Consider the following 18,962-nt stretch of genomic DNA (forward strand, 5'->3'; position numbering starts at 1 on the left):
CGCCAGCCGATCACGGGTGACCGAAAACGTGGGGAAAGACGTTCCGACGGTAGATCCCCCGGCACCGTGGCGGCAACGACACGACGGCGCGGCGCGGTGTCACCCGGCTCTGACACGATGGGCGTTCGCGCCGGGCGCGACCCGCCGGCGCGCCGGCGGCCGTCGACCCACGGGGGAGGAGCCGTCACGGGTACGCACACCGCCGCCCGCGCCGCGCGGCCGGGACGGGCCGCCCGGGTCCGGGACCTGATGCCGTCGCTGGTGCTGGCCGCCATCGCCTTCACCTTCGTCACCGGTGAGACCCTGCCGGTGGGGCTCCTCGGCGACATCGCCGCCGGCCTGGACACCTCGCCGGGCGTGGTCGGCCTGTCGGTGTCGGTCTACGCGGCGACCGCCGCGCTGACCGCCGTACCGCTGACCCGGCTGCTCGCCCGGTGGCCCCGCCGCCGGATCCTGGTGGCCACCGCCGCCGCGTTCACCGCCGGGCACCTGCTCGTCGCGGCCGCGCCCTCGGTCTGGTTCCTGATGGCCGGGCGGGCCGTGTCGGCGGTCGCGCACGGGCTGTACTTCGCCGTGGCGATGCCCGTCGTCACCCGCCTGGCGGCACCGGAGCACCGGGGGCGGGTCGGCGGGCGGATCATCGTCGGCGGCGCGACCGCCCTGGTCGTGGGCACGCCACTGGTCACCCTGCTCGGGCAGGCCGCCGGCTGGCGGTTCGCCGCCCTGGCCGTCGCCGGAGTCGCGCTGGCCCTGGCCGGGATGCTCACCCGTACGCTGCCGTCGTTGCCGGTCAGCGACGACGCCGCGGCGGCCGGCGGCCGGCTGCTCCCGACGCTGCGCTTCCCGGGCCTGCCGGTGGTCCTCGCGGTGACCCTGCTGGTGGTCGGTGGGCACTTCGTGTTCTTCACCTACCTGGCGCCGTACGCGGCGCAGAGCCTCGACGTGCGCGGCCCGGCCTTCTCCGCGGTGCTGCTCGGGTTCGGTCTCGCCTCGGTGGCCGGCAGCGCCCTCGGCGGTCGGCTCGCCGACGCCCGCCCGGTCGCCGGCGTCCGGGCGGCCACCGCGCTGTTCGTGGTCGTGCCGGTCGCCCTGTGGGCCAGCGGTCGCGTCGACGCCCGGCCGCTGGGGGCGGCACTGCTGGCGGTGTCCGGCATGGCGTTCTCGCTGCTCGTGGTCCTCACCGTGCTGGCCGCCCTGCGCCGGGTCGACGACGCCCACGCCGAGACCGCCAACGCCGTGCACGGGATCACCTTCCAGGCCGGCATCCTGGGCGGGTCCGCGCTCGGCTCGCTGTGCTACCGGATCGGGCAGGTGGAGCAGATCCCGCTGCTCACGGCGACCTTCGGCGCGGTGGCGTTCCTGCTGGTCCTGACCACCCGCCGCGCCTTCGGCCCGCGTCACGCGGCACCCGGCGGTGACCCGCACGTGAAGGAGCCGTCCGGCCCGGGTTGACATCGCCGGAGGTGACTCCGATCATGACTGCCGTGCCGAGTGACCTGTGGGTGTCCATGACCTCACTGGGCGGAGTGGTCCTGGGCGGTGGTCTGTCCTTCTGGGTGCAACGAGCCACCCAACGCTCCGCCGAACGGGCGGAGGAACGCCGGCAGGTGCTGGCGCTCACCGAGGGCCGCCGGGCGGAACGACTGGCCCAGGTGCAGAGCTTCGTGGAGGTCACCGCCGAGGCCGAGCGGTGCGCCTTCATCCGTCCCGCGACGTGGTCCGCCGGCGACGAGTGGGAGGTCCGGACCCAGGAGGTCATGAACCGCGTCTGGGTGGCCGAGCGGATGGTCCGCCTGATGTTCCCGCTCCCGGTGTACGCCGCGGCGCGGGCGTACTTCCTGGACCTGAACCGCGCCGTCTGGGAAGGACTGCCCGACGGCGAGAGTCTCCGGGACTACCTGGAGGACAACCGGCTCGCCTTCCTCGACGCGGCGCGGGCGGCGGTGGACGGGCCCCCGGCACCCCCCGGCAGGTCGGTGCGGCGCGGGGAGCATCCGTAGGATCGCCGGCATGGCGCTGCTGCACCGGGCCGAGATCCGCCCGACCAAGCTGGAACTCCTGGAGGGTTGGCTGCCCGCGCAGCCCTGGTACGGCGGCGGGACCGGCGCGCAGGTGCGGCGCGTCGGGGCGTACCGCTTCGACGACCCGGCCGGCGAGGTCGGCATCGAGACGCTGCTGGTGCGGGTCGGCGACGGGCCGGTCCACCAGGTGCCGCTCACCTACCGGGGCGCGCCGCTGCCCGGCGCCGAGGACCGGCTGGTCGGCACCACCCGCCACTCGGTGCTCGGCGACCGCTGGGTCTACGACGGCTGCGGCGACCCGGTCTACGCCGCCGCCCTGGCCGACGCCGTCCTGCGCGGCACCGGCCAGGCGCAGGAGTTCTTCGAGGTCGACGGCGTCCGCGAGGTCCGGCCGCCGAACATGACCATCGCCGCCACGCCGGCGTCGGCTGCTGTCGCGCCGGGTGCTGTCGCGGCCGGCGCCGGCGAGCGGTTCGCCACCGACGCCGCCGACCTGGCGATCCTGCGCCGCCCGGTCGAGGACGCGCCGTTGACCGGGCCGGCGCTCACCGGCGCCTGGCCCGGCCAGCCGACCCCGATTCCCCTGGCGTACGCCTGGCCACGCCGGTGACCTCGGCCACCTGACCCGACCCCAGGCGTACGCTGCTTCCGTGGATCAAGAAGACCGGATCGCCCTGTTCCTGGACTACGAGAACCTCGCGCTGGGGGCACGGGACCACCTCGGCGGCGGGATGTTCGACTTCCGCCCGATCGCCGACGCCCTCGCCGAGCGGGGGCGGGTGGTGGTGCGGCGCGCGTACGCCGACTGGTCGTACTTCGACGAGGACCGCCGGATGCTGACCCGCTCGCACGTGGAGCTGATCGAGATTCCGCAGCGGATGGGCGCCTCCCGGAAGAACGCCGCCGACATCAAGATGGCCGTCGACGCGATCGAGTTGGCGTTCGAGCGGGACTACATCTCGACCTTCGTGATCTGCAGCGGCGACAGCGACTTCACCCCGCTGGTGCACAAGCTGCGTGAACTCAACAAGCAGGTGATCGGCGTGGGGGTGGAGAAGTCCACCTCGGCGCTGCTCCCGCCGGCCTGCGACGAGTTCCTGTACTACGACCGCCTGGAGGGCGTCGACCTCCCGCCGGCCCGCGAGCGCCGACCGGCGCGCCCGGCACGCAACGCCCGCCCGGAGCCCCAGCAGGCCGAGCCGGTCGAGCCGGAGCCGCATCCGGTCCCGGAGGAGCCGGCCCGGGACGCGGAGTCGCTCGCGGTGCTGGTCGCCCAGACCGTCGCCGGCCTGCAGGGCAGCTCCGGCGGCGAGGTGACCGCGTCCCGGCTCAAGCGCACCCTGCTGCGCAAGGACCCGACGTTCAGTCAGTCCGACTACGGCTTCCGCACCTTCGGCGAACTCCTGCGGTACCTCGCCACCAATCGCGTCATCGAGCTGACCGAGGGCCCGGCGAAGGGCGACCCGGAGGTGTACCTGCCCGAGCACGGTGACCAGGAGGTGGCCTTCGGGCTGCTGGGCTCGGTGGTGCAGGACCTCGCCGGCCGCGACGGTCAGGTGGCGCTGTCCGGGTTGAAGAACCAGCTGCGCCGAGCCCGGCCGGACTTCAGCGAGAAGAAGCTTGGCTACCGCAGCTTCCTCCAGTTCTGCAAGGCCGCCGCCACCGCCGGGGTGGTCGACCTGCACTGGAGCGCCGAGGCCGACGACTACCTGCTGTCCGTTCCCCCCGCCTAGCACCACGACCGTCGGATGGGCGGCGGACATGTGCACGCCGCGGGGCGAGTGCCTCGACGTGGGAATCCGTCGGGCCACGTACCGTCCCTGCGCGGCGCGCAGGCAGTGGCGCGCGGGCGGCGGTGCTCAGTGCGCGGACAGCGGTGCTCAGTGCGCGGTGCGCGGGCGGTGGCTCAGACGGGGAACGGCGAGCCGAATCGGCCGGCCGAGGGACGGGCTGACGGCTGTCGATATGCAACAAACCTGCACGTCCTAACCCTTGCGCCGCAGGTAAGCGCTTTCCTAGCCTGTGTTTCATCGATGTTTCGGTTCCAGGGCCGGCCAGGGGACGCGGACACGAAGCCATGTGCGGTGTGCGGGCGTAGGGCGATGCCCCCGTGCCGCGTTCACTCTGAGGAGTCCAAAAGTGAGAACCACAGTGAGACTCAAGCTCCTTGCCGGTGGCACCGCGGTAGCCGCGGTCGCCGCCGCGGTCGCGGCCCTGCCGATGACCCAGGCGTCGGCGGCGACCGGTGGCGTCACCGGTTACGCCACCCAGAACGGCGGGACCACCGGTGGCGCCGGCGGGCAGACCGTGCGGGCCACCACCGGCACCGCGATCCACGCGGCCCTGTGCAACCGGGCCAGCAGCAGCACCCCGATCGTCATCCAGGTCGAGGGCACCATCAACCACGGCAACACCGCCAAGGTCTCCGGCGACAGCTGCAACACCGCCGCCGGCGTGATCGAACTCAAGCAGATCAGCAACGTCACGATCGTCGGGGTCGGCGCCGGAGCGGTCTTCGACCAGCTGGGCATCCACATCCGTGACTCCAGCAACATCATCATCCAGAACGTGACCGTCCGGAACGTCAAGAAGTCCGGCTCGCCGACCTCCAACGGCGGTGACGCGATCGGCATGGAGAGCACCGTCCGCAACGTCTGGGTCGACCACGTCACCCTGGAGGCGTCCGGCGGGGAGTCGGAGGGCTACGACGGCCTCTTCGACCTGAAGGACAACGTGCAGTACGTGACCCTGTCGTACAGCATCCTGCGCAACTCCGGCCGGGGCGGCCTGGTCGGCTCCAGCGAGAGCGACACCTCCAACGGCTACATCACCTACCACCACAACCGGTACGAGAACATCGACTCCCGTACGCCGCTGCTGCGTGGCGGCATCGCGCACATCTACAACAACCACTACGTCAACCTGCGCGAGTCCGGCATCAACTCCCGCGCCGGAGCCCGCGCCAAGGTGGAGAACAACTACTTCAAGGACTCCAGGGACGTCCTGGGCACCTTCTATACCGACCAGGCCGGCTACTGGCAGGTCGCCGGCAACATCTTCGACAACGTGACCTGGTCCAGCCGCAGCGGCGACCACAACCCGGCCGGGCCCAACCCGACCTCCACCACCACCGTCAGCGTCCCCTACAACTACCGCCTGGACGGCGCCAGCTGCGTGCCGAACGTGGTGAACCAGACCGCCGGCGCCAACAAGGGCCTCCAGGTCTCCGACGGTAACTGCACGCCGCAGACCCCGCCGCCGACCACCGCCCCGCCCACCACCACGCCGCCCACCACGCCGCCGCCGACCACCCCACCGCCCGGCACCCCGGGTGGCACCAACCTCAGCCTCGGTGCCGGTGCCGACGGCTCCAGCAAGGCCGGCGGGACCAGCTACGGCAACGCGATCGACGGCAACATGAGCACCTACTGGTCGCCGTCCGGCTCGACCGGCCGCATCTCGGTCAAGTGGGGCTCGGCCACCACGGTGGGCGCGATCAACATCCGTGAGGCGGCCGGCGCGGTCGGGGCCATCGGGTCCTGGCGGGTGGTCAACAACGACAACGGCGCCGTCCTGGCCACCGGCAACGGGGCCCGCGTGATCACCTTCACCCCGGTCTCCCTGAGCAAGATCAACTTTGAGATCACCAGCGCCAGTGGCACCCCGCGGGTCGCCGAGTTCGAGACCTACCGCTCGACGACCACCACGCCGCCGACCACCACGCCGCCGACGACCCCGCCGCCCACCACGCCCCCGCCGACGACCCCTCCGCCGTCGAGCAACGCGCTGTACGTGGCACCCACCGGTAGTGACAGCGCGGCCGGAACGGTGTCCAGCCCGACCACGCTCACCTCCGCGATCACCCGGATCGCCGCCGGTGGGACGATCTACCTGCGGGGTGGCACCTACCGCTACTCGCAGACCATCACCATCGGCCAGGGCAACAACGGCACGTCGGGGGCGCGGAAGAACATCTTCGCCTACCCCGGCGAGACCCCGGTGCTGAACTTCTCGGCCCAGAGCGAGGATCCGGCGAACCGTGGGCTCGCCCTCGGCGGCTCGTTCTGGCACGTCCGCGGCATCGTCGTCGAGCGTGCCGGGGACAACGGGATCCTGCTGGCCGGCAACAACAACATCATCGAACGTACGGTGACCCGCCACAACCGGGACTCGGGGCTCCAGCTGTCACGACTGGTGGCCGACGCGCCCCGGGACCAGTGGCCCTCGAACAACCTCGTGGTGAGCACGGTGTCCCACGACAACGTCGACTCCGACGGTGAGGACGCGGACGGCTTCGCCCCGAAGCTGACCGTCGGTCCCGGCAACGTCTTCCGCTACACCGTGGCGCACCACAACATCGACGACGGTTACGACCTCTACACCAAGAGCGACACCGGTGCCATCGGCGCGGTGACCATCGAGTCCTCCCTCGCCTACGGCAACGGCACCCTCAGCAACGGTGGCCAGGCCGGCAACGGTGACCGCAACGGCTTCAAGCTCGGTGGCGAGGACATCGGGGTGAACCACGCCATCCGCGGCAACATCGCCTACGACAACGGCAAGCACGGCTTCACCTACAACCGCAACCTCGGCACCATGACGGTGTCGAACAACGTCGGTGTCGGCAACACCGAGCGCAACTTCACCTTCGACGGCGGTTCCTCGGTGTTCCGGAACAACACCTCGTGCGACAGCGGGGCGAACGACCGGATCATCGGCAACTCCGACGGCTCGAACCAGTTCTGGTCCGGCTCCAACGGATCCCGGTGCTCCGCGTACTCGGGCGCCCTGGGTTGGTCCTTCGCCTCGGACGGCCGCCTGGTGGTGACCTTCGGCGGCACGCCGGTGACGCCGTGACCAGATTCGCCGCGTGAACCCCGGCGGGCAGGACGGCCGACGCTGTCCTGCCCGCCGGGCGCCGGTCACCGCACGGTCGCCGGCCTCGGCACGGCGGCTCGCGTCCGGCCGGCCGACGGACCGCGCCGACCGGACCCGCCTGCCCCCGACATCCCACCGAACCCTGCGTCGATTGACTTTCGATAGAATACGAGCGAAAATCAATGCGGCGTCGCTGGTCGGGTCGGCGACGGGTGCGACCTCCGAGGGGACAACACATGAAGTACGCCGTGGCGCTCGTCACCGTTCTGGCCGTCGCGATCGGTGTCGCCGGCTTCGTGTACGGGGGAGCCGACGACTCCCCGGGCCTCCAGCTCCTGAGCGGCCTGATCGTGATCGGCGCGGTCGCGCTCGGCGTGCGCACGGCCCGCCGCAGCAGGTAGCGCCACTGGCCCGCAAGGCGGACACCGGGCACGCCCGACCGGTCAGCCTTCTGGCACGCAGGGGCGGGCGGTGATTGCCGGGTCGACGCCAAACTGTTCCAGGCAGGGATCCAGGCCGTCGATGGTGACCGGAGGCCGCTCCCGCGAATCCCAGTCGTGGCGGGTCAGGCGGAGGCGCTCGGAGACGACAGCCCGATCGTGCAGGACGTCCCGCGTGATTCCGTCGGGCCGGTAGCCGAGCTTGCGGGAGACGGCGAGCGGGGCGGGGTTGTCGACGAACGACGCCGTCCGTGCGTGTTCGGCGCCGAGGCCGGCGAAGGCCAGGTGGAGTACGGCGCCGCGCATCTCGGTGCCGATACCCTGCCCCTGATGGTCGAGGCCCAGCCAGGACCCGGTCGCCACCTCCCGCAGCGTCGCGTAGTTGTCGGCCCACAGGTCCTGTACGGCGATCGGATCGCCCTCCCGGAACACCGCGAGTTCCAGGGCCCAGCTCAGTGGTGTCCACCCGCCGCGCCGCCGCCAGTGTCGCTGGACGACCTCGCGTGCCAGGTCGCGCGGCGACACGTCTGTCCACGGGCGTAGGAAGGGCCGGCGGCCCGGTTCGTGTATCCCGCGTGCCGCCACGTCGGCGAGCGCGGCCAGCTCGTCCTCGTCGGGCAGTCGAAGTTCCAGCCGGGGGGTCCGGAGGCGGAGCCCCAGCAGGGGCCAGTGTTCGATCAGTGCCCGGGAGGTTCTTCCGCCAGACGTCCGTGGCCCGTCCACGCTCAGTAGTAGCCCTTCTCGCCGTCGAGCAGCTCCCGGACGGCGTCCAGGTGACCGGCGTGCCGGGCGGTCTCCTCGATCATGTGGATCACCATCCAGCGAAGGCTGGCGGCGGCGGACCGGAAGTCCGGGTGCCGGCCGACGTCGTCCAGCGAGTGCGCCGCGACGATCTCGTCGGAGATCGCGCACTGCCGCTCGTACTCCTGCAGGAGCTGGGCCAGCGGCACCCCGTCGACCCTCATGTCGGCGTCCTCGGGTTCCTCGACGAACTGCGGGCCCTCCGCCGGCCGGCCGAGGAACAGCACCTCGAACCAGGTCTGTTCGGTCCACCGCAGGTGCGAGACGATGCCGGCCACCGTCATCAGCGGTGAGGTCGGCAGGACCGGTCGGTGGGCGTCCTCGTCGGACAACCCCTCACACTTGAAGTGGACGATGGCGCGCTGCATGTCGTACCAGCCGAGGAGCTGGGTGCGCTCGTCGGCGACGAAGGGTGGGCGGACACGGGGGAGGGTCATGGCCGCCGACCCTAGCCGCGGGGCGGCGTACACGACAGCGGGTTTCACCCGGCGTCGGCGGCTCCCGGCGGCACCGGCAGCGCCACGCCCTCGGCGGCGGCCCGGTGCGCCAGCTCGATGAGCCCCACCGTGTCGACGGCGTCGCGCGGGTCCACCGGCAGCGGACCGCCGTCCCGCAGCGCCGCCGCCACCTGCGCGTAGAAACTCTGGTAGCGGCCCGGCTCGGTGGGCACCGGGCGGGCGTCGTCGTCCGAGCCGAGCAGGCCGTAGCGCTCCGGCGGCACCGCACCCCAGCCGGCCGCGCCCGGTCGGCCGCCGTCGCGCAGCGCGGCCTCCTGCGGATCCAGACCCCACGAGGTGTACGCGGCACGGCTGCCGAGGATCCGCAGGCGCGGCCCGACCTGCGCGGCGACCGCGCTCATCCAGAGGTGTGAGCGGACGCCCCCGGTGTGGGTCAGCGCCACGAACGCGTCGTCGTCGACCTGGGCGTCGGGGCGGCGGCGGTCCACCTCGGCGTACACCGAGGCGACCGGCCCGAACAGCTGGACCGCCTGGTCGATCAGGTGCGCGCCCAGGTCGTACAGGACGCCGCCGGCCTGGTCCGGGGTGCCGCTCTCCCGCCAACCCGGCTTGATCTCCGGCCGCCACCGCTCGAAGCGGGACTCGAACCGGGTGACCGTGCCCAGCGCGCCCTCGTCCACCAGCCGGCGGGCGGTCAGGAAGTCGCCGTCGAGGCGACGGTTCTGGAAGACCGTCAGCGGTACGCCCCGCCGGGCCGCCTCGGCCACCAGGTCACGGCCCTCGGCGGCGGTGGCGGCCAGTGGCTTGTCCACCACCACCGGCAGGCCGACGGCGATCGCCGCCCGGGCCGCCGGCACGTGGTTCCTGTTCGGCGTGGCCACCACGACCAGGTCCAGCGCGTCGGGCAGGCGCCACAACAGGTCGGGGTCGTCGACCAGGCGCGCGTCCGGGTGCTCCCGCCGCACCTGGAGCCGGCGCTCCGGGTCCCGGGTCACCACCGCGTGCAACCGCAGGCCCGGTGTCGCGGCGATCAGCGGGGCGTGGAACACCCGGCCGGCCACCCCGTACCCCAGCAGACCGACCCGCAACGCCCCCCGCGCCGTCCCCACCATGCCGCCCCCACCCCCCGATGATCGTTTCCGGTACGAATCTACGCCCCGCCGTGATCGTCTGCGGATGAGCTGTCCGACACGTCGGCGGAACGGCCGCTGGTGCGTAGACGATCAAGCCCGAGGGGTGCGGACCGCGACCGCCGTGTACGGCGTGGTCGGCGTCGGTGCGGTGGTGAAGCGGGCGTTGGGCAGGTAGAGCCGGCCCAACGCCTTCGCGACCGTGGTCGGCACGTCGAAGTCCGGGTCGGTGATGGTGCCGGTGACCGTGCCGGCGGTGCCGGCGCGGTTCAGTTCGACCACGGCGATCTGGTTGAGCCGGTTCTGCACGACGTAGAGGGTGCGGCCGAGCAGCAGCAGCCCGTCGCCGTTGGTGAACGTGTAGCCGGGCACGTCCACCACCGTGGTCGCCCCGGTGGCCGGGTCGACCCGGAACAGCGTGCCGGTGTTGGACTGGACGACGATCAGCGCCCGGCGGTCCGGCGTGGCGACGATGCCGTTGAGGTTCACCCCGGTGCCGACCTGCTGGTAGGCGCCGGTCAGCGCGATGGTGGTGAAGCCGTCGGCGGCCGGCAGCCGGCCGCCGCGACCCAGCGGCAGGCGGTAGAGCACCGGCCGGTTGGAGTCGGTGAAGTACGCGGCCCCGGAGGTGAGGACGACGTCGTTGACGAACGTGGGCGCCTCGGCGAACCGGTAGCTCGCCAGCACCCGACCGGTGCGGGTGTCGACCACCCGGGCGTCGCCGGCCGTGCCGCCGGAGACGAACAGCCGGCCCCGTGCGTCGACCTTGAGGCCCAGCGACGGGGTGCCGGTCGGCCCGCTGATCGTGGTGCCCCGGCCGGTGACCAGGTCGGCGCGGTAGATGGCGCCGGTGGCGCGGGAGCCGAAGTACGCGTGACGGCCGGCGGTGGCGATGCCCTCCGGCTGGAAGCCGTCGGGCAGGGCGACGACGGCCGGTGGCCGGCCGCCGCCGGCGTGTGCCGACGCGGGCGCGACGGCGACGGAGGTCAGCAGGGTGGCGGTCAGGGTGACGCCGAGCGCGGTCCTGAGGGGTCGGTTCACTGTGCTCCTTCGGGCGGGCCGGCGGCACGGGACCGACGCCGGCCACGGTCAGTGGGGCCAGGACCCTCCCCACTGTACGGTCGGTCCCGGCCCCCCGCCCGGCTAGAACCGGGTGGCCGGCACGTCCACCCGGTTGAGCAGTGTCTCGTCCAGGTAGCACCAGGCCCAGTCCTCGCCCGGCTCCACCGACGCGGCGATCGCGTGTTCCTCCTGCCGGTAGTGCGCCGACGCGTGCCGGCGAGGCGAGGAGTCGCAGCAGCCCACGTGCCCGCAGGACAGGCAGAGCCGCAGGTGCACCCAGGTGCTGCCCTCCAGCAGGCACTCCTGGCAGCCCGGCGCGCTGGGCAGCACCGGCACGATCATCTCGGTGTGCGGGCAGGGCGCCTCCGGGTCCGGACGCCAGGTGACGATGGAGTGCACGTCCACCCGGGTGGGTCCCGGCCGGGGCCCGGCGAGACCGCGCAGCACCGCCTCGGTCAGCGCGGCGTGCCCGGCCCGGTGGGTGTCCACCAGCCGGTCCGCGCCGGCCGCCGCCAGGTCGTCCAGGTCCACCGGCTCGTCCACCCGCACCACGATGGCCGCGTGCGGGGCGGCGGTGCGGACCACCGAGACGATCCGCTGGGCGGTCTCCGGATCGTCCTCCGGGATCACCACCATCCGCGCCTGCGCCAGGCCGGCCCGGTCCAGGATGTGCTGCCGGGTGGAGTCGCCGCGCAACACCTCGTGCCCGTCGGACTCGGCCTCCGCCGCGCCGTCCGGGTTGAGGGTCACGATCACCAGGGGTACGCCGGCGGTGGCCAGGTCACCGGCCAGCGACCGGGTGGCCGCGCCGTACCCGCTGATGATCACATGCCCGCGCGCCCCGCCGCCGTCCCCGCCGGCGAGGTCCGGCGTCGGTGCCCCCGGCCGGCGGCCCCGGCGCTCGATCGCGCCGCCCAGGCCCCGGCCGGCCGCGCCCAGCCAGGGCGTGGCGACCATCAGCAGCACGGTGGCGGCGATGAACGCCTGCGCGCCGTCCTCGCCCAGCCCGGCCGGGGTCAGGCCGGCGTCCCGGCCGACCCGTTCCAGCACGAACGAGAACTCACCGACCTGCACGATCAGCAGTGACAGTCCGGCGAGCACCGCCGGCCGGACCCGCAGCACCGCCGCCGACACGGCCGTCGCGATGCTCTTGACCACCAGCACACCGCCGACCGCGGCCAGCACCAGCGGCAGGTTGGCGACCACGAAGCCGAGGTCGAGCAACATGCCGACGGAGACGAAGAAGGTCGCCGAGAACAGGATCTGCAACGGCAGGATCTCGCCCAGCGCGTGCTCGGAGTGCCGGCTCTCGCTGACCACCATGCCGGCCAGGAACGCGCCCAGCGACACGCTGACCCCGGCCAGGCTGGTCAGGTAGGCGGTGCCGAAGCAGATCGCGATCACCGTCAGCAGGAACACCTCCGGCGAGCAGGCCCGCGCCACCACCTCCAGCAGCCGCGGCATGATCCACCGGGCGACGACCAGCACGACCGCCACGATGCCGATCGCCGTGCCGAGCGCGACCGCGACGTCCAGCGCCGTCCCGCCCTCACCGCCGAGCATCGGCACCAGCAGCACCATCACCACGATCGCCAGATCCTGGAAGATCAGGTACGCCAGGGCGGTGCGCCCCGTCTCGGTCTGCGTCTCGCCCCGGCTGGCCAGCAGGCGCAGCACGATCGCGGTGGACGACAGCGACACCAGGAAGCCGGTGAAGACGCCGACCTGCCAGGACACGCCGAACACCGCCAGCGCGGCGGTGGCGACGCCCACGGTCAGCACGACCTGGAGCCCGCCACCGATGACGATCAGCCGCCACATCGCCGCCAACCGGCTCAGCGAGAACTCGATGCCGATGGTGAACAACAACAGGATGACGCCGACCTCGGCGGCCACGTCGATGGCCTGCTGGCTCTCCACCAGGCCCAACGCGTGCGGGCCGATCGCCACACCGGCGAGCAGGAAACCGACGATCGGCACGATCCGCAGGCGGGTGGACAGGTAGCCGATCACCGCCGCGGCCAGCATCAACGCGACGATCTCGACGAGGAACGCGGGAGGACCCTCGGCGGAGGCGAGGACCGGGGACAGCTGCACGGCGCGAATGCTAGCCGCTCGTCGTTACCGCCGACCGCGCCTCGCGCGTCTTCCGCCGCCCGTCGTCACCGCCGACCGCGCCTCGCGCGTCGCTCGTTACCGCCGAAGGGCGTCGTCCGCCGCCCGCTCAGGAGAGGAACGGCTCCAGGGCGGCGAGGGTGGCCCAGGGCTGTTCGAGTTCCAGGTTCGCACGGGCCGACGGGATGGTCACCACCGGCACCGCCAGGTTGACCCGCTCCAACCGCTCCCGCAGCGCCGGGCGGATCTCCCGCTCGTCGGCGCCCCACACCATCAGGCCGGGCACCGTCAGGTCGCGCAACAGCGGCACGAGGTCGTAGCGCAGGTCGCCGGAGAGAAAGGGCAGCGCGGCGTACGCGGCGTTCGGCTGCCGGGCCGACCACACCCCGGCGTCGACCACGTCGGTCGGCACCGCCGCCGGGTCACGGAAGCCCTGCCGGCGGCACCACGCCTCGATGGCGGACCGCCGGTGGAACAGCGCCCGGTAGGCGGTCGGGCCGAACCGGGACCGGGCCAGCGGGGTCAGCGTCGCGCGGGCGACCGGGCCGAAGGCGTCCTCGCCGAAGTCCCGCCCGCCGCTCGGGGCGAGCATCGCCAGGCGGCGTACCGACGCGCCGGCCCGGATCGCCGCGATGGTGAACCCGACCGCGAGGGACTGCGCCACCACCGCCGGGGCGGAACCGGCGAGGGTGGTCAGGACGCGTACCTGCTCGACGTAGTCGTCGAAGAGCAGCGGCCGGTCCGGGTGCGCCGAGCAGCCGAACCCGACCCAGTCCGCCGCCAGCACCCGGTGGGTGCGGGCCAGCTCCGGCCCGATCCGGTGCCAGAGGTACGACGACGCACCGCCACCCACCCCGTGCAGCAGCAGCACCGGGTCACCGGTGCCCGCCTCGTACACCGCGACCCGGCCGGCCGGGGTGTCCACGTCCCGTCGGGCGAAGCCGTGCCGGGTGAGGTCCACCGCCGGGGTGCCGTCCAGCTCCGGCGTACGCGCCACCCACGCCGCCGCCGCGCCGGCCGCGCCCGCCACCCCGGCCGCGCCCACCAGCAGCGCACCCGTCCCCGCCCACCGTCCCCGCCCGGCACGCCCGTTCCACCCGCTGCCCACGCCTCGACGCTAATCCCGAACCCACCCGCCCGCACCCAAACCCCCATCCCCGCCCCGCCCCGGAGGGGGCTGTTAATAGGGGGCCCTTCCTCTACCGGAGGCGTTAACAAGGGGCCCTTCCTTACTCCCGGGGTGCTGTTTGCCGATAGTGGTGGTGTCGGCGAGCGGACTCCGGCGGGGGGTGGACACGAGAAGGATCGGAATCGGTCACCGTCGTGGCCACCTCCCGAAGGAGGAGCGCGTGTCCGATCCCATCCGCAGTTCACGCCCGCCCCGGACGACCCCGGGCTCTGAAGCCTTCTCCCGCCTCGCCGGGGACTCCCTCGCCCGCCTCGCCGAGGACGCGCTGCGCCGCAGCGACACCCGGCTGCCCGCCGACGCGCCGTTGGTGGACCGCCGGGACGAACGCGCCGACCTGCTGGCCGGCCGCTTCGTCCACCGGCTCACCGGACTGGCACCCAGCCGCCGGATCGGACCGTTCCGCACTCCGGGCGGGACCGACGTCTTCTACCACGTGTTCCTGGCCGCCCGCCGGGTCGAGGTGCGCGAGGTCGGGGCCACCGCGCCGGCGCTGGTGCTCACCGCCGCCCGACCGGGCACCGCCGGACCGGGCGGGCTGCCGATCGCCCTCGACGCGGGCACCCTCTGGATCCGCGGCGACCTCGTCGGCGGGCTGCCCGCCGACGCGTACGCCGGGCTGCGGGTCGACGGCGGCACCCTCACCCTGCCCGCCTCCGCCACGGTGACCGGTGACGTGATCACCGTGCCCGCGCCGTTGAGCGCCGCGCTCAAGGTCGCGCCGGCCGCCGACGCCCCGCCCGCCGGTGCCGGCGGGTGCACCGCCGCCGACGCGTCCACCACCCTGCCCGGTGCGGTCAGCCTGCGGTTCGGCAGCGGGGGACCGGAGATCGGCGGGGACTCCGGCGAGGCACGGGTGTGGCGGCAGCCCTTCCGCTTCGGTTCCGCCACCGGCGACACCACCTTCGTGCCCCGGCTGTGGACGCTCGTGCTCGGGTACGACGTGGAGCCGGACACCCTCGACCCCACCGCGATCGGCGCGGAGCTGGTCCGCTTCGGCGCCGCCGATCCGGCGACCGGCGTCGCCACCGTACGCGGCGGCGGACTCGGCCTGCCGGTGGTGGTGGCGACCGACCCGGCGATCCTGGGCGAGGCGGCGTCCGCCGCCCGGTGGCTGCTGCACGTCACCGGCCTGACCGCCCACTGGTACGACCCGGATCCCCGGGCGCACGAACTGCCCGAGGCGTGGGCGGCGGTGTCGGCGGCCGGCGCGATGCTGGTCGCCGATCAGATCGCGCCGCTGAGCCCACCGGTGCGGCACGCGTACGACCTGTGGGCGCTGCCCGACGGCGGGCACCGGCTGCCCTGGTGGCAACGCTACGACCGGCCGTTCTTCCTGCTGCACAGCTGCCACGTGGTCGACGGCGAACACCTGATGACGCAGGGCGGCGCCGAGGTGGCGCTGGACCGGCCGGTGACCACCGCCGGAGAGCCGGTGCCCACCCCGGCGCGGGACGGGGTGCTGCTGCTGCACCGGCTGGGCGACGAGGTCACCGCGCTGCTCGGCGCGACCCTGGCAGCCGAGCCCCGGCGGCACCTCCAGCTGGCCCTGCGCAACGCGCTGGTGTGGACCACCTGGCCGACCCTGGCGTACGTCCGGGGGGTGTTGCGCGACGGCCGCTCGATCGGGGCGGGCGCGGCGCACCTGCTCTTCGGGGTGCACGGCTGGGCGCCGATCCTGCCCGACCCGTACGTCGCCAACGCCACCGTCACCCGCCCACGGATCGGCCGGGAACCCCCGCCGGCCGCGCTGGTCTGCACCGTCGCCTGGACCGCGCCCGACGCGCCGGCCACGGTGGACTTCGAGGGGCAGCTCGGCCCGTCGGTCGCGGTGAGCGGCCGGCCCGCGTCGTCCGGCGAGCCGCGCCCGGCGGACGCCGACCGGGACGGCACCGACGTCGGCCTGACCCAGGTCGAGCAGGGACGCCTCGGGCTGGACAAGCGGACCGACGCCGAGTGGGACGCCGCGCGACGCCGGGAACAGGAACTGCGCGGGCAACGCGTGGAGGTGGCCCGGCAGTCCGACGCCAAGAGCAACGCCCTGGTCGACCGCTATCTCGACGAGGTGGTCGGCCCGACGCCGGGCCTGCTGCTGCTGGACGTCTCCACCAACCAGGACCTGCTGGGGGTGGCGATGGGTCCGCGGCGCGGCGACGCCGGCGGCCCGTACGGGGTGGACGGCCTGGAGGTCCGCGCCGAGGTCGCCGACCTGCGGGTGGTGGCGCTGCCCCAGGTGCAGTGGGAGCCGGTCCGGACCCTCGACGCCGACCAGGACATCATGACGATGGGCTGGTTCCCCACCCCGCTGGCGTCGGCCTCCGACGGTGGCGCGACGACGCTGGGCGCGCGCTCGCAGAAACTGGTGCCGGTGGTCCCCGCCGACGCCCTCGACGGCACCGTCGGGGCGTTCCGGGACGGCGTCCCGGTGGGCCTGCGGACGACCCTGCCGTTCGGGCTGGTCGCCGCCGTGGTGGTCCGGCCGGACGCCACCGCCGCTCGCCCGGCCGACCTGCTGGACCTGACCCGGCCGGCGTTCCCCGCCGAGGACGCGGTCGGCGGCATCCAGGTCACCGCGTGGGCCGAGGGCGGCCGGTCCGACGACGGCGGCGTGTCGGCTGCCTTCGACGGCCGCCTGCGGCAACTGCTCAACGGCGTGGACCTGGCCAGCGGCGCCCCACTCGGACTCTCCGTGCTGGGTTCCACCGCCGACCCGACGGGCAGCGTGGAGAGCGTCTTCAACAACGACATGGCGGCGAACCCCAAGGTGCCGGTGACCCGCATCGACGTCTCCGGCTACGGCGGTTCCAACTTCAGTGACTGGAACAACCCGTTCGCCGCCTTCGCCGAGGCCGCGAAGGTGCAGTTCCGGCTGATCGTGGGCCGCACCGCGCTGGAGGTCATCAAGGTCAACAGCGTGCTGCACCCGTGGGGCATCCGGGTCACCCGCTCGGTGACCGTCGAGCGTCGCCCCGGCGGTGGGGTGATCCGCCGGGACAGCGGCTGGCAGGCGTTCACCCCCGGCCTGTTCGACTACCGCTACCACGACAAGGTGGTCGGGGACATCGTGGTGGCCCCGTACGCCTTCGACGCCGGGCTGTTCCGGGGCCTGTTCGACGTACGGTCGATCCGTCCGGCGCCGGGCGCGGTCTTCGGCTCCGGCGGCGCGCAACTGGTGCCGTACCACTTCGACGCCGACCTGGCCCTCGACGGCCTGCCCGGGCGGACCCCGGCCACCGGTGTGCTCGGCTGGTTGCAGGTGACGCCGAACGGCGTGCCGGCCCCGGCGTCCGCGCTGCGGGCGCTGATCGAGGCGCAGGGCCCGGTCGGCGGGCCGGTCGACGCCTGGATCGACGTGGCCGGCAGCGGCCTGCCGTACCGCGCGCAGCGGATCGAGGTCGGCCTGGCCGACGACGGTGGCACGCCGCTGTTCGTGGCCACCGTGCGCGGCATGCCCCGGCTGCCGGAGACCGGGGCCTGGTCGGTGGTGGTGCGGCCGGTGGCCGGCGCGCCGCCCGGTGGCGGTGAGGCGGTGCCGGTGGCGGAGAACCGGGGTACGTCGCTGGTGCGCCGCTACCCGATCGGGTACGCGGCCGGCGACCGGACCGTCTTCACCGAGCCGCCGCTGGTCGGCGCGCCGGGGGCGTACCGGTTCGCGGACGCCGCCGACCTGCTCGTGCCGGCCGCCCCGGCGCACGACTACGCGCTGGTGCAGAGCACCCCGACGCACGCGTTCTGCTTCCCCCGTCCGTCGGTGCCGGCGCCCGGGGTGCCGCGGATCGAGTCCGGCGCCCGGCCCGCGCTGGCCGACGTGCTGGCCCGGACCACCTCCAAGGGGGCCTTCCCGCCACCGGCGAACACCATCGAGTTGGCTCCCGGCGCGGTGCACCTGGACGTGGGCGCGGCCGGTCGGCTGGCGCTCAGCGCACCGGTGGAGATCGTCGACCATCCCACCCCGCTGCGGATCGCCGGCAGCACCGGGCACGGCGCGCAGCTGCGCTACGACGACTCGACCCTGCGGCTGGAGCTGACCGAGGAACGCTGGTCGGCCGACTTCACCGGACTGCGGGTCTGGAACGACATCGCCGGGATGACCGAGCTGACCGGCTCGGAGCTGCACATCGCCGGTGGCACCGACCGGCGGCCGGAGATCGTCGAACTGCGGTCGCTGCTGCTGACCGAGATCGAGGAGATCCTGCGCTACATCCCGTTCTTCGGCGACCGGGGTGTGGAGGGGCCGATCCCGCTCGGCGCGACCAACGCCAAGCACGAGGTGAAGTTCGACGCGAAGACCATCGTGTCGTTCCCGAAGTTCTCGCTGCCCATCGGCGCCGAGATCACCGCCACCCTCTCCATGGGTGCCAGCAGCGGCATCGACCTGGCCACCGGCGGCGCGAAGGCGTCCGGCGTGTTCGGTGCCGAACTGGAGGGGAAGTTCCCGGTCCTGTCGGTGGGCGTGGTGCAGATCTTCATCATCGCCAGCCTCAAGGTCACCTTCTCGATCACCTCGGTCTCCGGCTCGGTCACCAGTGAGAAGTTCGAGCTGGTCGCGTTCGTCGGGGTGGGCGTGGAGGGCAACGTCGGCGTCTTCCGGGCGTACGCGTTCCTCGGCGTCGGCTTCGTGCTGGTCTACGACGCGATCGCCGCCCGGACCAGCTACGGGGGCCTGGTGGCCTTCGAGGCCGGCGTCGACATCACCCGCAGCGTCAAGATCGTCAAGGTCAAGCTCCGGGCCGAACTCCGGGGCCTGGTGTACGACGACGCCGGCACCACCAAATGCGACTACACCGGCTCGGTCAAGCTCCAGGTCGACATCTTCCTGATCATCTCGATCAGCGCGACCTACCAGGTCACCGACACGGTCACGCTCTAGG

The 18,962-nt window shown here is 73.4% G+C and carries 13 protein-coding genes; 7 read left to right on the plus strand and 6 right to left on the minus strand.

Annotation, left to right across the window (positions count from 1 at the left end; genetic code table 11):
- Window positions 1–117: 117 nt before the first annotated feature.
- From D7223_RS17520 to D7223_RS33060, 6 genes are all read left to right on the plus strand, one after another.
- Window positions 118–1,452 (plus strand): MFS transporter, encoded by a 1,335-nt coding sequence (locus tag D7223_RS17520; protein WP_120729469.1) that lies wholly within the window; start codon window positions 118–120, stop codon window positions 1,450–1,452.
- Between the two features lie 23 nt (window positions 1,453–1,475).
- A complete protein-coding gene (locus D7223_RS17525) occupies window positions 1,476–2,000 on the plus strand; it encodes a hypothetical protein (RefSeq protein ID WP_120729593.1) in 525 nt (174 codons plus the stop codon).
- A gap of 10 nt (window positions 2,001–2,010) precedes the next feature.
- Window positions 2,011–2,631, plus strand: a complete 621-nt coding sequence (locus tag D7223_RS17530) for a CG0192-related protein (RefSeq protein ID WP_120729470.1) — start codon at window positions 2,011–2,013, stop codon at window positions 2,629–2,631.
- Between the two features lie 40 nt (window positions 2,632–2,671).
- Window positions 2,672–3,754: a PIN domain-containing protein gene (locus D7223_RS17535; protein ID WP_120729471.1), complete on the plus strand. Its 1,083-nt coding sequence runs from the start codon at window positions 2,672–2,674 to the stop codon at window positions 3,752–3,754.
- Window positions 3,755–4,160: 406 nt separating this feature from the next.
- A complete protein-coding gene (locus D7223_RS34135; RefSeq protein WP_222622263.1) occupies window positions 4,161–6,878 on the plus strand; it encodes a pectate lyase family protein in 2,718 nt (905 codons plus the stop codon).
- Between the two features lie 257 nt (window positions 6,879–7,135).
- Window positions 7,136–7,300: a hypothetical protein gene (locus tag D7223_RS33060; RefSeq protein WP_186832238.1), complete on the plus strand. Its 165-nt coding sequence runs from the start codon at window positions 7,136–7,138 to the stop codon at window positions 7,298–7,300.
- 42 nt (window positions 7,301–7,342) lie between these two features.
- Here the strand turns inward: D7223_RS33060 and D7223_RS17545 are convergent, their stop codons facing one another.
- From D7223_RS17545 to D7223_RS17570, 6 genes are all read right to left on the minus strand, one after another.
- Entirely contained in the window at window positions 7,343–8,062 is a 720-nt protein-coding gene (locus D7223_RS17545; RefSeq protein WP_238162094.1) for a GNAT family N-acetyltransferase, read from the minus strand.
- 2 nt (window positions 8,063–8,064) lie between these two features.
- Window positions 8,065–8,577, minus strand: a complete 513-nt coding sequence (locus D7223_RS17550; protein ID WP_120729472.1) for a DinB family protein — start codon at window positions 8,575–8,577, stop codon at window positions 8,065–8,067.
- 44 nt (window positions 8,578–8,621) lie between these two features.
- Complete coding sequence (locus D7223_RS17555; protein WP_120729473.1) at window positions 8,622–9,710, minus strand: Gfo/Idh/MocA family protein; 1,089 nt, start codon at window positions 9,708–9,710, stop codon at window positions 8,622–8,624.
- A gap of 111 nt (window positions 9,711–9,821) precedes the next feature.
- On the minus strand, window positions 9,822–10,769 hold the full coding sequence (locus D7223_RS17560) for an SMP-30/gluconolactonase/LRE family protein (protein WP_120729474.1): 948 nt from the start codon (window positions 10,767–10,769) through the stop codon (window positions 9,822–9,824).
- 102 nt (window positions 10,770–10,871) lie between these two features.
- Window positions 10,872–12,887, minus strand: a complete 2,016-nt coding sequence (locus D7223_RS17565) for a cation:proton antiporter domain-containing protein (protein ID WP_202864671.1) — start codon at window positions 12,885–12,887, stop codon at window positions 10,872–10,874.
- Between the two features lie 127 nt (window positions 12,888–13,014).
- Window positions 13,015–14,013 carry an alpha/beta fold hydrolase gene (locus tag D7223_RS17570; protein ID WP_120729475.1) on the minus strand — a complete coding sequence of 333 codons (999 nt, stop codon included), beginning with the start codon at window positions 14,011–14,013 and terminating at the stop codon, window positions 13,015–13,017.
- A 241-nt stretch (window positions 14,014–14,254) separates the two neighbouring features.
- Here D7223_RS17570 and D7223_RS17575 point away from each other — a divergent pair, with 241 nt between their 5' ends.
- On the plus strand, window positions 14,255–18,961 hold the full coding sequence (locus D7223_RS17575) for a hypothetical protein (protein ID WP_120729476.1): 4,707 nt from the start codon (window positions 14,255–14,257) through the stop codon (window positions 18,959–18,961).
- The last annotated feature ends 1 nt before the right edge of the window (window position 18,962 follow it).

The organism is Micromonospora endolithica (assembly GCF_003626595.1).
Lineage (GTDB): Bacteria > Actinomycetota > Actinomycetes > Mycobacteriales > Micromonosporaceae > Micromonospora > Micromonospora endolithica.